Below are 13,547 nucleotides of genomic sequence, written 5' to 3'. Positions count from 1 at the left end.
TAGTCACAGTCGATGTTCAGACTGTGACTACTTCTTTCTATGAAAGGCTTTGGGCGAAATGCGCCATCGCAACTTTCACTTCGTTTAATTTTTCAGGTTTGATCAAAGGGAATAGCTTCTCTTGGAGCTTTTTGAAATCTTGCAGGCTTAACGCTTCAGTTTCTTGATCTGCAAAACTCTTTACTAGAATTTCTTTTGCTTCGTTTTCTTTTCCCTCAATCGTGTTATTAAGGAAAAAGTCCAAAAATTTTAATTGTCCATCAAGCATGTTGTTCACTTCTTTCATTAGAATCACTTATTAGTATAAAAAATTAAAGAAAAAGTTACCATTAATATGTCTTGAAGATTAATGAGTTCCTTGCGTTTGATGCTGATTTTTAGTAATTTCTTTTGTATTGCGATGAACCAATAGATAATTGGTCAAAACAAGTGCCGAGGTTGAAATAAAAACGCCGCGATACCCAAAGATTGATGAAACACTGGAGCCGATCATAGGACCAACAACATTTCCAGCGGCTTGGAAGGATTGGTTGTAACTGAAAATTCTTCCGGCGGCCTCTTGTGGGGAGTACTTTGTTATCAGCGCTTGAACAGCGGGCAATAGACAAGCGTCAGAAATACCGACTAAGAAACGCAGAAAAGCTAATTGCCAAACATTTGTGACAATCGACATTGGTAAGAAGACCAGCATTGCAAAGATCAAACCTATACCGAGAATTTTCTCGCTGCCGATTCGATCGCCGAGCCGACCAAAACGCGGCGCTGCGATCAAGGTTGCGATCCCAGGTATCGATGCGATGATTCCGCTGACCAGCGTGATGTTGCCATGATTATGCATCAATTGTCGAATATATAAGCTGATGATGGGACTGATTGAATTGTTTGAAGCTTGAATAATAAGTGTGGTGACAAACATGCCAATCACAACGTGGGGGTATTTCAGGTTATGAAAAATTTCTTTAGCAGGCAGCATATCTTTTTTCTCAACAGGTGTAAATTCTTCATGGACAAATAGCAGACTAAGCAGAAAAACCAGAAATAAAATACTGCCTGTGATAAAGAAGGTTAAACGGTAGCCGAAAATTGACGCCGTCACGCCACCGACTAAAGGCCCTAGTAAATTTCCGGTTACTGCACCGGTTGCCAACGTGCCGAGGACTTGGCCGCTTTTTTCCCGAGGTGTACCCGTTGCGACGAGAGCGGTCGCATTACTGATATAGCCTGAAAAGACTCCTTGAAGCAAACGCAAACCGATCAATTGGTAGACTTTCCGACCATGCCCATTAAACTGATGACGATCGCCATACCAAGCGATGCCCGCAGCAACATCACTTTTCGCCCCTTTTGATCAGCTAATCGCCCCCATAAAGGTGAGACGATCGCAGTAATCAAAAAAGTCGAAGAAAACGTAATTCCGCTCCAAAAGTTCAGCTGTTGATTCGTGTAACTCCCTAATGAATCTATGTATAAGGACATAAACGGCATGACAAGACTGAAGCCGATACCTGCCATAAAAGTACCAAACCATAGAACAATCAGATTTTTTTGCCAAGTGGGTCGTGGTTGAAATAATTTATTCTTGATTTTACTCAAACTAAAAAAAGCCTTCTTTCAAAAACAACGATTAACTATTCAGAAATCGTTTTTCATTATAACTCTCTTAAGGGCCATGTAAAATAATGCCGCATTGTGTTACGATAGAATTAAGAAAAAAGCAATATTTTTCTGCATTTTTTTTCAGAGAGCTTGTTTTTTCTTGAACTTGTTTCAGCCGGAAACATTTTTCTTGAATTTTTATTTCATGATACTTATGATTGAGATGGAAAGAAGGGTAGCGGGATGTATCAAGTAATAACAATGTACGGTGATAACGAACCTTGGTGGTTCTTTGAAGAATGGCAGGATGATATCCAAGAGACCGCGGCTTTTGAGGATTTTGATGTGGCTGTAGCATATTATGAACATCGTTGGAGTGAACTCCAAAACACGAATACATATAGCAATGCGAAGCAGAATTTTTTAAGCGCATTTTGGAAAGAGCAAGACGAACGCTGGTGTGAAGAGTGCGATGACTATTTACAGCAGTATTGGGGGCTTGCACTATTAAAGGACGAGCAGCCGTTGACGGTTGACAGCAGAAAGGAATTTTATGAAACAGCTAATTATAGCGGAAAAGCCAAGCGTTGCAAGAGACTTGAGCAAGGTGCTTAACGCCAATCAAAAGAATAAAAATTATTTTGAAGGACCCAATGTTGTTGTGACTTGGGCCCTTGGTCATTTATTGGGTCTAAAAATGCCAGAAGATCTGAATAAGGAATGGCAGAGCTGGAAAATGGAAACATTGCCGATGATTCCTAAATATATCGGAATCAAACCATTACCGAAAACACGAGGGCAATTGAAAACGATTCAACAACTAGCTAAGCGCAAAGATATTTCCGAAGCGGTAATCGCTACCGATGCTGGACGAGAAGGGGAATTAGTTGCACGCTGGATTTTGGAATATGTGAGATTTGAAAAGCCCGTAAAACGGTTATGGATCTCCTCTCAAACCAATAAGGCAATCAAAGATGGCTTTAAAAAATTGAAGCCTGCGAAAGAGTACGACAATTTATATTACTCAGCTTTAGCACGAGCAAAGGCTGACTGGCTTGTTGGATTGAATGTCACTCGTGCGTTGACTGTTAAATATGAAGACAGCCTATCCGCAGGTCGGGTGCAAACACCAACGCTTGCGATGGTACGCCAACAAGAAAAGAAAATTGAGAAATTTCGTCCACAGAATTATTTCGTGATTTCTTTAGAAGTCAACGGTCAAAAGGCCAAATTAAATCAAAAAAATCCTTATGGAATCACAGCGCGTGAGGATGCAGAAAAATTAGTTCAAGAATTATCTAAACAAAAAGGTACTGTAACTGATATCACAGAAAAAGAAAAGATTGAACCTGCACCGCTGCCTTATGACTTAACGGAGATTCAACGAGAAGCGAATGCTCGATATCAATTTTCTGCGAAAAAGACTTTGTCATTGGTTCAAAGTTTGTACGAAACACACAAGATTGTCACTTATCCACGGACAGATAGTAAATATCTAACAAATGATATGAAGGCGACGATGAAGGAACGTTTACAGGCTGTTAGTGATTTTGCACCTGAAGTGAAGACCTATATCAAGAATGGTGCTCAGGTTAAACAAAAACGAGTCTTTCAGGATAATAAAGTGACAGACCACCACGCATTGATCCCAACTGAACAGCGCGCGCGTTTCGAAAAATTATCAACGGACGAACAGCGGATCTATAATATGATCGTGACTCGTTTCTTAGGTTTATTTGCGGATGCTCATAAAGAAAGTCAGCAAAAGGTGACAGTGGCTTTTCAAAAAGAAACCTTCACTTTCCGCCAAAATAGAGTGTTGGCAGCTGGCTGGAAGCCCGCGGAAGAGGCTAAAAAAGCAATTCAGTGGTCAGATGGGATGAAGATCGTACCGAACTTTACGATCGAAAAAGCTTTGACGACTCCGCCAAAACCTTTGAATGAGGGTACGTTGCTGGGACAAATGGAGAAACACAGTTTAGGTACTCCGGCGACTCGTGCGGAGATCATTGAAAAGCTGATCAAGTCTGAATTGATGGAACGAACGAATACGGGGTTATTGGTTTCACCTAAAGGGAAGCAATTACTAGAGCTTGTTAATCCATCTTTAGTGACTACAGAGTTAACAGAAAAATGGGAGAAACAGCTAGAAGCAATCGCTAACGGCACATACAGCAGCAAGCAATTCCTGCAAGAAATTGAAGCAGATACGAAGAAATTAGTCAGTGAAGTTAAGCATAGTGATAAAAAATATCAAGACTTTTCCATCACGGCAAAAAAATGTCCGGAGTGCGGTTCACCACTACGGGAAAAAAATACACGCGATGGAAAAATTTATATTTGTACGAATCCAGAGTGTAATTATCGTCGTCGTAAAGATCCTAAAGTTTCGAATCATCGTTGTCCGCAATGTCATCGTAAGATGGAAATTATTGATGGAAAGAACGGTTCGTACTTCCGTTGTAAATATGACGGTACGACAGAAAAGATGCTAGATAAAAAAGAACGTTCGAAGAAAATGACGAAGCACGAAGAACGTCGTTTATTGAAAAAAATCAACGATCAAGAAGAACCGCAAGAAAGTCCGTTGGCTGCTGCACTAAAGGCAGCGATGGAAGAAAAAGACTAGAACGAAGCCGCCAGAACCAAAAGCGTTTTGGCGGTTTCACTTAGTCAAAGATGATTCATGAGGCTGAGGACAACTGTTCTTGGCTTTTTTCATACTTTTCTTTAGCAGCCCGAAGTAAGGAATCAAGTTGTGGACTTGAAATCGTCTGATAGTGTTGGAAAGTATTGATCAAGGAATGAATCTCTTTAAAGCTGCCCTGAACCAAAGCGTTGACAGGCAAGCGATAGTAAATCGTGTAAAAAAGCTTCGACAGTCTCGGATGACTGAAGAATGTTTTTTGCCCCTTTGGTAATAGGTCATTTCCAGCTATTTCCAGAAGATCAAAAGCTTCTTTTAATGCGATCGCTGGCTGTGATAAATCGCTTGTCTTACGAATCTCTCTTGCTGAAAAATTATAAAGATATTCAAAAGAATTTTGGACCATGATCAAGACTGCATGGCTTTTAAGCCAAGAATCAATATTAGGTTCGAAAGCCCACGTATAATTGGTTCCGTCAAAGATAGTATCTAATAACGTAGTGATATCAAAATCAGTGTGTAAGGAACCTAGTTTTAGTTGTCCTTTACCAAAACGCAGAACAGAGATTCCTTTGTCCGTGTTGGTTCCGCCAGTCATTTGAAAGCCAAAGTAAATCTTTTTTTTGTGCACACTTTTTTTCTGAATCTCTTTCTCCAAAGAGGCAGCATCGATTTGATTGCCGATAAAAATAATTTTAGAACTGCGGTTTTTTGCTAGTGAATCAATAACCGTTGGAAAGTCACAGTATTTCATAGTAACAAAAATCACATCATAATAATCATCTGGATGAAGAGATTCAATTACACGGACGGTATCGCTTGATTGTTTCCGCTGAAGTGAATGATGCAGCACCAAGCCATGAGTCAGCAGTTCTTCTTTTCGCTTTCCACGTGCCAAAAGAGTGACATCGTTGTTTCCTTTCATGAGGGAATGTGTTAAAAAACTTCCTTGAATCCCAGCACCGTAAATCAATAGTTTCATTTTTTCCGCTCCTTCTGTAAAGAGGTCATTTTTCGGATAAAATCAACAGGTGTTGATTAATCAACTCATGACCATTATAATAAGAAAGAATTTAGACTGTATCAACCAACAAAATAAAACTTTTGTTGATAAATGAACAGAAATAAGAAAATGATTGGAGTCTATTGATGGATCGACGAAAACGAAAAACACAACGATTGATCACCACGATTTTTTATCAGCTATTACAGAAGAAAAACTATGAGGAAATATCTGTGAGCCAAATCTGCCAAGTGGCGGATATCAATCGCGGTACTTTTTATCTTCATTTCATTGATAAAGATGATTTACTTGAAAAAAGTATTGAGTATGAGATGCAGAAATTAGTCATCTATTGTGAGGAAAATGAAGGAACGAGTAATCAACGAAAACTAGAAAAGACTTTTGAATATGTTTCTGCTCATCGTGATCAGTTAAAACGATTATTGAATGCTGATCGGCAAGGTTTTTTTGCTCGCTTTCAAATTAATTATTTGATGGAGCAAATGACAGATCAATCATTATTGACAAGTATTTTCTTTGCCCATGGACTGGTAGGACTGCTGGAATATTATTTGACGAATGACGTTTCAGAACTAGAAGTTTCTCAAGAATTGGAAAAAATTACCTATTCATTTAGATAAAGGGTTCTGATTTTTCAAGGATATTTAGTAGAAATTCAAAAAGAAAAGGTTTACAATATAAATGGTTTATACCACTTTCGGGAGGGGTTTTTTTGAAATCAAGAAAAGATGAAGTTTTAGAAGCATTGAAAGCAAATCCTAACGAACAGACGGCACAAGAGCTGGCAGATCAAATGGGGGTTGACCGTACCAACGTCAGCCGTTACTTGAATGAATTAACGAAAGACGGTACAGTCAAAAAAATCGATGGCCGTCCAGTGAAATTTCAAATCACCACAGTGTCCAATGAAGGACATGGACATATTAACTTTGATAATTTGATTGGTCGCGAAGACTCTTTGAAGAGCCAGATCCAAAAATCAAAAGCGGCTATTTTATACCCGCCTCGGGGATTACATACGATCATTTTTGGGGAAACGGGGACAGGGAAGACGATGTTCGCGGAATGTATGTATCGTTTTGCTGTCTCAGCCAAGGTTTTGGATGAAACGGCACCATTCATCACGTTCAACTGTGCGGATTATGCGCAAAATCCTCAGCTTCTTTATGGACATATTTTTGGAGTAAAGCGAGGCGCTTTTACTGGTGCTGAAGAAACACGCGTGGGTCTGATGGAACAGGCAGACGGCGGAATTCTATTTTTGGATGAAATTCATCGACTGCCGCCGGAAGGGCAAGAAATGCTCTTTACGTTTATTGATAAAGGGACTTTCCGATCATTAGGCGATGGGCAGGAAAAACATGCTTCAGTACAGATTATCGGAGCTACGACAGAAACTAGTTCAATGTTCCTATCGACCTTCAATCGTCGAATACCTATGCAAATCGAACTACCATCTTTAGCAGAGCGTTCGTTGGATGAGCGTTTGGCAATCATCAAAGAATTCCTTCAACAAGAAGCTAATCGATTAATGCAGGAAATCGCGATTGATAAACGGAGTTTGTTGGCGTTTCTTCTATATAATGCAGAAGGAAATATCGGCCAGTTAAAACGGGATTTGAAATTAGTTTGTGCCAAAGCCTTTCTTCATCATCAAACGAACAGTGAATCAGAAAAATTGATGATCGTAGAAGAAGACCTGCCTTTAGTAGTTCAAAAGGGTCTATTGCGAATGAATGAAGTTCAAGATAAATTGACTCCTTTTATGGATAAGAAAAATCTTTATTTGACTTTGAAACCAGGCACGGAAGAAGTGGTTTGGGGGCAGGACCCGAATAAGGACATGGAAGTTTACCATTCTATTACTTACAAATTAGAGAAACTAGGTCGTGAAAATTTATCAGAGATTGATTTAGAAGAACTGATTTCTGATGATGTAGATCAATACTTTGAGACATATGTTGAAGAGCTTTCTCACAGCAACGCCTATCGAGAGATTATTTCAGATGATCTGTGGAAGCTGGTGAATGATCTGTATGACTTTGCCTCTGCTCAAATGAATCGGGAATATGATGAAAAGGTCCGGTTCGCATTTGCGCTGCACATTAATTCAACTATTGAACGAATTCGCGGCAATCAGTTCATCTCTCACCCTAATTTAAATGACATTCGCCGCAATTACTCAAAAGAATTCCAATTAGCGATTGAGTTATCTAACCGTATAGAAGAAGCTTATACGATTATGATCCCATTGGATGAGATCGGTTTTATTACGATGTTTCTAACGATGGATAATCAAGAAGAACAAAAAGTGGATGAAAAGCAGGTAGCTGTACTTGTCGTCATGCATGGGAAGTCGACGGCTTCAAGTATGTTAGAAACGGTTCAAGATCTTTTAGGGACCACGCATGGCATTGCCTTTAATATGCCCTTAACATTGAACACAGAAAAAATGTATGGACAGATCAAAAATTACATCCAAGGAAAAAGAGAAGAATTCTCAGAAGGCATCATTCTTTTGACGGATATGGGGTCGCCGAACAATTTCGGTAATTTGATCTTCCATGAAATGGGCATCCGTACACGGGTAATCTCCATGGCTAGTACAATGCTGGTTTTGGAAAGTATCCGATTGGCTACACTGGGACGTTCATTAGAAGAAATCTATACAAGTGTCATTTCAATGTTTCAAACAATGGTCCGTTTAGAAGAGCCGACACAAAAGGATGAAAAGAAAGTGATCATCGTGGCGTGTTTTACTGGAGAAGGTGTCTCTAAACGATTGAATGAAGTTGTCTCCCAAATTGTTAATTTGGAAGAATTCGAAGTCATTCAAATGCAATCGTTGGAACGAGAAAGCTTCAAGCATCGGATCGATCAGCTGATCACGCATAAGGATATCGTAGCGATCGTTGGAACAATGGAAATTCATTACCAAAAGATTCCGTTCATTCCAGCAATGAATCTATTTAAGCGGGATAAGATCTTAGAATTTCAAGATTTATTAGGCAGTACGATCACACTCCCAGAGATGGTCGATTCATTAACAAAAAACTTTTCACCTGAGCTAGATGTTAAAACACTATTCTTATTAATTGATGATGTGCTGCAATTAATTCGTAAAGACCAAGAGCTGATCATTGAGAATACGGCGATGCAAGCGTTGAGTGTGCATATCGCTTTCTTGGTCGACAAAATCAAAAAAGATGAGGATCGCCCAACATTTGAAAATGTAAAATATTTCCATCAGCAGAATCTTGTTCGATTTAATCAAACAGCTGCAACTCTTTCGCTGATCGAAAAACAGTTTGCGGTTCGATTTACTGAGGATGACATTGCTTATATTGTAAAAACGCTTGAAGATAACCGGATTGAACTAGGATTGCACAGTGTGTAATCCTAGTTTTTTTGTGTGTAAGATGAAAACCTTATCACGACGGCTTCTGTGCGGTGGAAAAGTTGGCACGCAATTTGCTTTATATAAAGTGAACAATAAAAAATCGAGGAGTGTTAGATATGAAAAGAATTATGTTAGTTTGTGCAGCAGGAATGAGTACTAGTTTATTAGTAACAAAAATGGAAAAAGCAGCAGAAGCTTCAGGATTAGAATCAGATATCTTCGCAGTGTCAGCTTCAGAGGCAGATTCAAAATTAGAAGATGCAAGCAAACCAGTTGATGTTTTATTATTGGGACCACAAGTTCGTTTCATGAAGGGTCAATTTGAAACAAAACTAGCTGATAAAGGGATTCCAGTTGATGTTATTGATATGAAAGATTATGGCATGATGAACGGTGAAGCTGTTTTAAATACTGCGCTTAATCTTATGAAATAGGAAGCAGAAGGGGAGCTAAGCAAATGAGCGAAACAATGAGTCAAGAACAATTAGAAGCAGTAATGGGGCTGATCATCAACGCTGGCAATGCCAAAAGCGATGCAATGGAAGCGATTCAGGCAGCTAAAGATGGCGATTTCGCCTTAGCACAAGAGAAACTTGCTGCAGCAGATCAAGCATTAGTTGAAGCACATCATTCTCAAACAGGGTTATTAACAGAAGAAGCAAGTGGTAATCCAATGACAGTAACACTGTTAGCTGTTCACAGTCAGGACCACCTGATGACTGGTATTACTTTTAATGATATGGCTAAAGAAGTAGTAGATCTTTACAAACGTTTAGGGAACGAATAGGAAGTGATCCCGTGAAATTAGCTCGTGATCAAGAATCGTTGAAAGCGATCACAGGTTTAATTGAATACGCTTTTAGAAAGCAGCAAACAATCATCGATGATCCGCTCTTTTTATCCCGTTATGCACATGCTGATGCTTACGGTGTTTATCAAGACGAGGAATTGACTAATCTAGTCATGGCGAATCATTTTGAGATTCAACTTTTTCAACAGAAGGTAAAAATGGCTGGTGTTGGTTATGTGGCTAGTTATCCAGAATATCGAGGCAAAGGTGGTATCAGCAGTATCATGCCTGACCTTTTGTCAGATCTTTATCAACAGGGTGTGGCGGTTTCACAGCTGGCTCCTTTTTCCGAAGATTTTTATCGACAATTTGGGTACGAACCTACAAGCCGCAGAAAAACATATCGCATTCCAGCGCTAGCCTTTAATTATTTGCCAAGTGAACGAAGGGGGAATGTCAAACGTGGAACCTGGCAGCAGATGAAGTCGGTGATCCAATCAATTTATCAGCGCTTATTAAAACAGCAGCAAGTTGGAACAGTCGTTCGTGAAGACTGGTGGTGGGAACGTTTAAATGAGTACTACCCGCACCGTTTTTATGCCGCAGCTTTTGACGATACTGGTGAAGCGAAAGGATACATCATTTATCGAATGCAAGGCAACACGCTAGTAGTAGACGAACTCGCCTATGAAAACGAACTCGCATTGCGAAAGTTATTAACGTACTTGAAGTCCCATGTCTCATCATTTGAAGAATTTCTTTATCACGCACCGGTTCATGAGATCATTGAAAAATGTTTCCGGGAGCAAGAGTACTTTACGATTACTATAGAACCTTATATGATGAGTCGAATTATTGACATTACGCAATTATTACCGAAAATTCCGATTTACCAGAAAGAAATTATATTAGAAGTAACAGAAGATAAGGAATGTCCTTGGAATGTTGGTAGCTGGCTAGTCAGTCAGGGGAGTTGTCAAAAAGTACAGCAAGCAGGCGATATCAAAGCTTCGATTCATGGGTGGAGCGAATTGTTATTAGGGGAATTGACTTTAGCCGAAGGAATTTTTCTGGGTAAAGTCACTGTTTCAAAAGATTTTGAAACGGAAATTTTTCCAAAAGGTCGACAAAGTTTCTATGATTATTTTTAAAATAGGGGGAATACACAATGGATGGATTTATTAATTTTATGGAGAAACACTTTATCCCGCACGCGTCAAAAATCGGTAATCAACGTCATTTGATCGCGATTCGGGATGCATTTACAGTAACGATGCCGTTAATGATTTTAGGGGCTTTAGCGGTAATGTTGAACAACTGCCAATTCCGGCCTTCCAAAACTTTATGAACGGTATTTTCGGCGGTGAAGCTTGGAAAGGCTTTGGTGGAGCTGTCTGGAACGGAACATTTGGTGTTCTTTCAGTTTTGATCGCATTTTTAGTAGCCTACAATTTGGCTCATCACTATGGTAAAGACCCAGTAGGTACAGGGATTGTATCTGTAGCTTCTTTCTTCACTTTAGGTGCAGCTACAACAGGTATGAACTCTTCTGGTTTGTTCGTAGCATTGATCGTAGGGATTATCGTAGCAGAAGTATTCACTCGTTTAGTTGGTAACGAAAAATTAGTCGTTAAAATGCCAGACGGCGTGCCGCCAGCAGTTGCACGTTCATTTGCATCTTTATTCCCAGCAATGATCACGATCTCAATCTTTGGTTTGATTGCAGCGATTATTGCCGGATTTGGTATTGAAGATATGTTTGCTGCCTTTTACGGTGCTGTTCAAGAACCATTCATGGGCTTAGCCAATTCTTACGGTTCAGCATTATTGATTGCCTTCATTACGCCATTCTTATGGTTCTTTGGTTTACATGGTGCCAACATGATTGACCCATTCATGCAAGCAATCAATGCACCAGCTATTGAAGCAAACAATGCTGCTCTTGCAGCTGGAAAAGCAGCTCCTTATATCGTAAACAAACCATTCATCGATTCATTTGTAAACATGGGTGGTACTGGGGTAACAATCGGTCTGATTATCGCAATCTATTTAGTAGGACGTAAAAACAAACCATTTATGGTCGTAAACAACTTGGCTGCAGCTCCTGGTATTTTCAACATTAATGAACCATTGATGTTTGGTTTGCCATTGGTATTGAACCCAATTATGTTTATTCCATTCATCTTGACACCAATGGTCTGTGTATCTACAGCCTACTTTGCAACAAGCTTTGGTTGGGTGCCGGCAGCAACAGTTATGCCGCCATGGGTTACACCGCCAATCATTGGAGGATTCTTGGCAACTCAAAGCTTCTCAGGAGCAATCTTGGCAGCTGTTAACGTATTAATTTCAATCGCTATTTATGTTCCATTCGTATCACTAGCAACAAGACAAGAACTAAAAAAAGTAACAGAAGCATAATTGATAACAAAAAAGGGGTTATGGATCGTTCAATTGATCCCTAGCCCCTGTTTGTCGGTTAAGAAATTAGTATGAATTGTACTGTGTAGCAGAATGCTATGTGAAGTGAGAAAAGTCATTTTCATAATAGGAACTAGCTACGAGTTTCTCTTTTAATTTTCAATTCATTTAGAGAAATGGTATACGATGAGAATCGAACTTATTTCTCTGGAAGAAGAAATAAATACTTTAAAACGAGTTAGGAGATTTATAATGAAAACTTTTCCAAAGAATTTTTGGTGGGGTGCCGCAACCTCTGGCCCACAAAGCGAAGGCCGTTTCAACAAAAAACATGCCAATGTCTTCGATTATCATTTTGAGATCGAACCGGAAAAATTCCACAATCATGTAGGTCCGGATGTTGCATCAAACTTTTACAACAGCTACAAAGAAGACATCCAAATGATGCGTTCAATCGGTATGAACAGTTTACGGACAAGTATCCAATGGAGTCGTTTGATTGATGATTTAGAAACAAATACTGTCAATCAAGATGCGGTAGATTTTTATAACAACGTGATTGATACGATGTTAGCTGAAGGCATGACACCAACGATGAATCTGCATCATTTTGATATACCAGTAGAATTGTATAACAAATATGGCGGCTGGGAATCGAAGAAAGTAGTCGAACTATATGTTGGCTTTGCAGAAAAATGTTTTGAATTATTTGGTGATCGTGTAAAATTCTGGACCACGCATAATGAACCGATGGTTGTTGTAGAAGGTGAATACCTATTCCAATTCCATTATCCTAATATCGTCGATGGCAAAAAAGCGGTTCAAGTAGCTTATAATTTAAATTTGGCTTCAGCAAAAGCGATTCAAGCATTCCGAAAGCTGAATATTGCTGATGCGCAAATCGGAACGATTTTAAATCTAACTCCGACTTATGCTGCTTCTGATGCCCCAGAAGATCAAGAGGCGGCACGAATCGCTGAACTTTGGAATAATAAAATGTTCTTGGAACCAGCTATCTATGGTCATTTTCCTGCTGAATTGGAAGAGTTACTAACTAAAGATAAAGTTTTATGGGAAACAACGGACGAAGAGAAAGAAATCTTGAAGAATAATACGGTTGATTTCTTAGGGGTGAATTTCTATCATCCAAATCGTGTAAAAGCACCGGATGTAGCACCAAACTCAGTAGGTGAATGGATGCCAGATCGCTATTATGATGCGTTTGATATGCCTGGCCGCCGAGTGAATTTAGACCGCGGTTGGGAAATTTATCCAAAAGCACTTTATGATATTGCTGTGAACATTAAAGAGAATTACAAAAATATTCCATGGTACGTATCTGAAAATGGTATGGGTGTCTCAAATGAAGATCGTTTCAAAAATTCTGACGGTATGATCGAAGATGATTATCGGATTGACTTTGTACAAGAACATTTGGAATGGCTTCATAAAGGGATCGAAGAAGGTTCAAATTGTTTTGGCTATCATATGTGGACGCCAATCGATTGCTGGTCTTGGCTAAATTCCTATAAAAATCGTTATGGTTTTATCTCGAATAATATCCATACACAAATTAAAACCGTTAAAAAATCTGGTAACTGGTTCAAAGAAGTAGCAGAAAGAAACGGCTTAGAAGACTAACCCAATAATTTTAAAAGGAGGAAATTAA

At 39.3% G+C, this 13,547-nt stretch carries 10 protein-coding genes and 2 pseudogenes; 9 read left to right on the top strand and 3 right to left on the bottom strand.

Features of this window, described 5'->3' with window-relative positions:
* Positions 1 to 37: 37 nt before the first annotated feature.
* Both IGI38_RS09620 and IGI38_RS09615 read right to left on the bottom strand, forming a co-directional pair.
* Positions 38 to 286: a hypothetical protein gene (locus tag IGI38_RS09620; protein WP_438729212.1), complete on the bottom strand. Its 249-nt coding sequence runs from the start codon at positions 284 to 286 to the stop codon at positions 38 to 40.
* A gap of 60 nt (positions 287 to 346) precedes the next feature.
* Positions 347 to 1,593, bottom strand: a pseudogene (locus IGI38_RS09615) (multidrug efflux MFS transporter).
* Between the two features lie 246 nt (positions 1,594 to 1,839).
* Here IGI38_RS09615 and IGI38_RS09610 point away from each other — a divergent pair.
* Both IGI38_RS09610 and IGI38_RS09605 read left to right on the top strand, forming a co-directional pair.
* The gene (locus IGI38_RS09610; RefSeq protein WP_438729210.1) at positions 1,840 to 2,211 is read left to right on the top strand and encodes a DUF1033 family protein; all 372 of its coding nucleotides are present in this window, start codon (positions 1,840 to 1,842) and stop codon (positions 2,209 to 2,211) included.
* Positions 2,150 to 4,225, top strand: coding sequence for a DNA topoisomerase III (locus tag IGI38_RS09605; RefSeq protein ID WP_438729208.1), 2,076 nt, complete (start codon positions 2,150 to 2,152; stop codon positions 4,223 to 4,225). Before IGI38_RS09610 ends, IGI38_RS09605 begins: the two co-directional genes overlap by 62 nt.
* A 55-nt stretch (positions 4,226 to 4,280) precedes the next feature.
* Here IGI38_RS09605 and IGI38_RS09600 read toward each other — a convergent pair whose 3' ends face one another.
* On the bottom strand, positions 4,281 to 5,225 hold the full coding sequence (locus IGI38_RS09600) for a ketopantoate reductase family protein (RefSeq protein WP_438729206.1): 945 nt from the start codon (positions 5,223 to 5,225) through the stop codon (positions 4,281 to 4,283).
* Positions 5,226 to 5,392: 167 nt separating this feature from the next.
* Here IGI38_RS09600 and IGI38_RS09595 point away from each other — a divergent pair, with 167 nt between their 5' ends.
* The 7 genes and pseudogenes from IGI38_RS09595 to IGI38_RS09565 all read left to right on the top strand — a co-directional run bounded on the left by IGI38_RS09595 (position 5,393) and on the right by IGI38_RS09565 (position 13,519).
* A complete protein-coding gene (locus IGI38_RS09595) occupies positions 5,393 to 5,887 on the top strand; it encodes a TetR/AcrR family transcriptional regulator (protein WP_438729204.1) in 495 nt (164 codons plus the stop codon).
* Positions 5,888 to 5,979: 92 nt separating this feature from the next.
* The gene (locus tag IGI38_RS09590) at positions 5,980 to 8,664 is read left to right on the top strand and encodes a sigma 54-interacting transcriptional regulator (RefSeq protein ID WP_438729202.1); all 2,685 of its coding nucleotides are present in this window, start codon (positions 5,980 to 5,982) and stop codon (positions 8,662 to 8,664) included.
* 119 nt (positions 8,665 to 8,783) lie between these two features.
* On the top strand, positions 8,784 to 9,101 hold the full coding sequence (locus IGI38_RS09585; RefSeq protein WP_438729200.1) for a PTS sugar transporter subunit IIB: 318 nt from the start codon (positions 8,784 to 8,786) through the stop codon (positions 9,099 to 9,101).
* A gap of 23 nt (positions 9,102 to 9,124) precedes the next feature.
* On the top strand, positions 9,125 to 9,454 hold the full coding sequence (locus IGI38_RS09580; protein ID WP_438729198.1) for a PTS lactose/cellobiose transporter subunit IIA: 330 nt from the start codon (positions 9,125 to 9,127) through the stop codon (positions 9,452 to 9,454).
* An 11-nt stretch (positions 9,455 to 9,465) separates the two neighbouring features.
* The gene (locus tag IGI38_RS09575) at positions 9,466 to 10,608 is read left to right on the top strand and encodes a GNAT family N-acetyltransferase (protein ID WP_438729196.1); all 1,143 of its coding nucleotides are present in this window, start codon (positions 9,466 to 9,468) and stop codon (positions 10,606 to 10,608) included.
* A gap of 17 nt (positions 10,609 to 10,625) precedes the next feature.
* Positions 10,626 to 11,878, top strand: a pseudogene (locus IGI38_RS09570) (PTS sugar transporter subunit IIC).
* A 252-nt stretch (positions 11,879 to 12,130) separates the two neighbouring features.
* Complete coding sequence (locus IGI38_RS09565) at positions 12,131 to 13,519, top strand: glycoside hydrolase family 1 protein (protein WP_438729193.1); 1,389 nt, start codon at positions 12,131 to 12,133, stop codon at positions 13,517 to 13,519.
* Positions 13,520 to 13,547: the final 28 nt, after the last annotated feature.

Source organism: Enterococcus sp. AZ128 (assembly GCF_051714485.1).
Classification (GTDB): Bacteria; Bacillota; Bacilli; order Lactobacillales; family Enterococcaceae; genus Enterococcus_A.
The sequence above is the reverse complement of the archived record's forward strand: the minus strand, read 5'-3'. Positions and strand labels throughout refer to the sequence as shown.

What these genes read in the sequence shown, in the direction of transcription:
- IGI38_RS09565 (WP_438729193.1), top strand. Translation starts at nt 12,131, where the DNA reads ATGAAAACTTTTCCAAAGAATTTTTGGTGGGGTGCCGCAACCTCTGGC.
- IGI38_RS09580 (WP_438729198.1), top strand. Translation starts at nt 9,125, where the DNA reads ATGAGCGAAACAATGAGTCAAGAACAATTAGAAGCAGTAATGGGGCTG.
- IGI38_RS09605 (WP_438729208.1), top strand. Translation starts at nt 2,150, where the DNA reads ATGAAACAGCTAATTATAGCGGAAAAGCCAAGCGTTGCAAGAGACTTG.
- IGI38_RS09610 (WP_438729210.1), top strand. Translation starts at nt 1,840, where the DNA reads ATGTATCAAGTAATAACAATGTACGGTGATAACGAACCTTGGTGGTTC.
- IGI38_RS09585 (WP_438729200.1), top strand. Translation starts at nt 8,784, where the DNA reads ATGAAAAGAATTATGTTAGTTTGTGCAGCAGGAATGAGTACTAGTTTA.
- IGI38_RS09600 (WP_438729206.1), bottom strand. Translation starts at nt 5,225, where the DNA reads ATGAAACTATTGATTTACGGTGCTGGGATTCAAGGAAGTTTTTTAACA.
- IGI38_RS09620 (WP_438729212.1), bottom strand. Translation starts at nt 286, where the DNA reads ATGAAAGAAGTGAACAACATGCTTGATGGACAATTAAAATTTTTGGAC.
- IGI38_RS09595 (WP_438729204.1), top strand. Translation starts at nt 5,393, where the DNA reads ATGGATCGACGAAAACGAAAAACACAACGATTGATCACCACGATTTTT.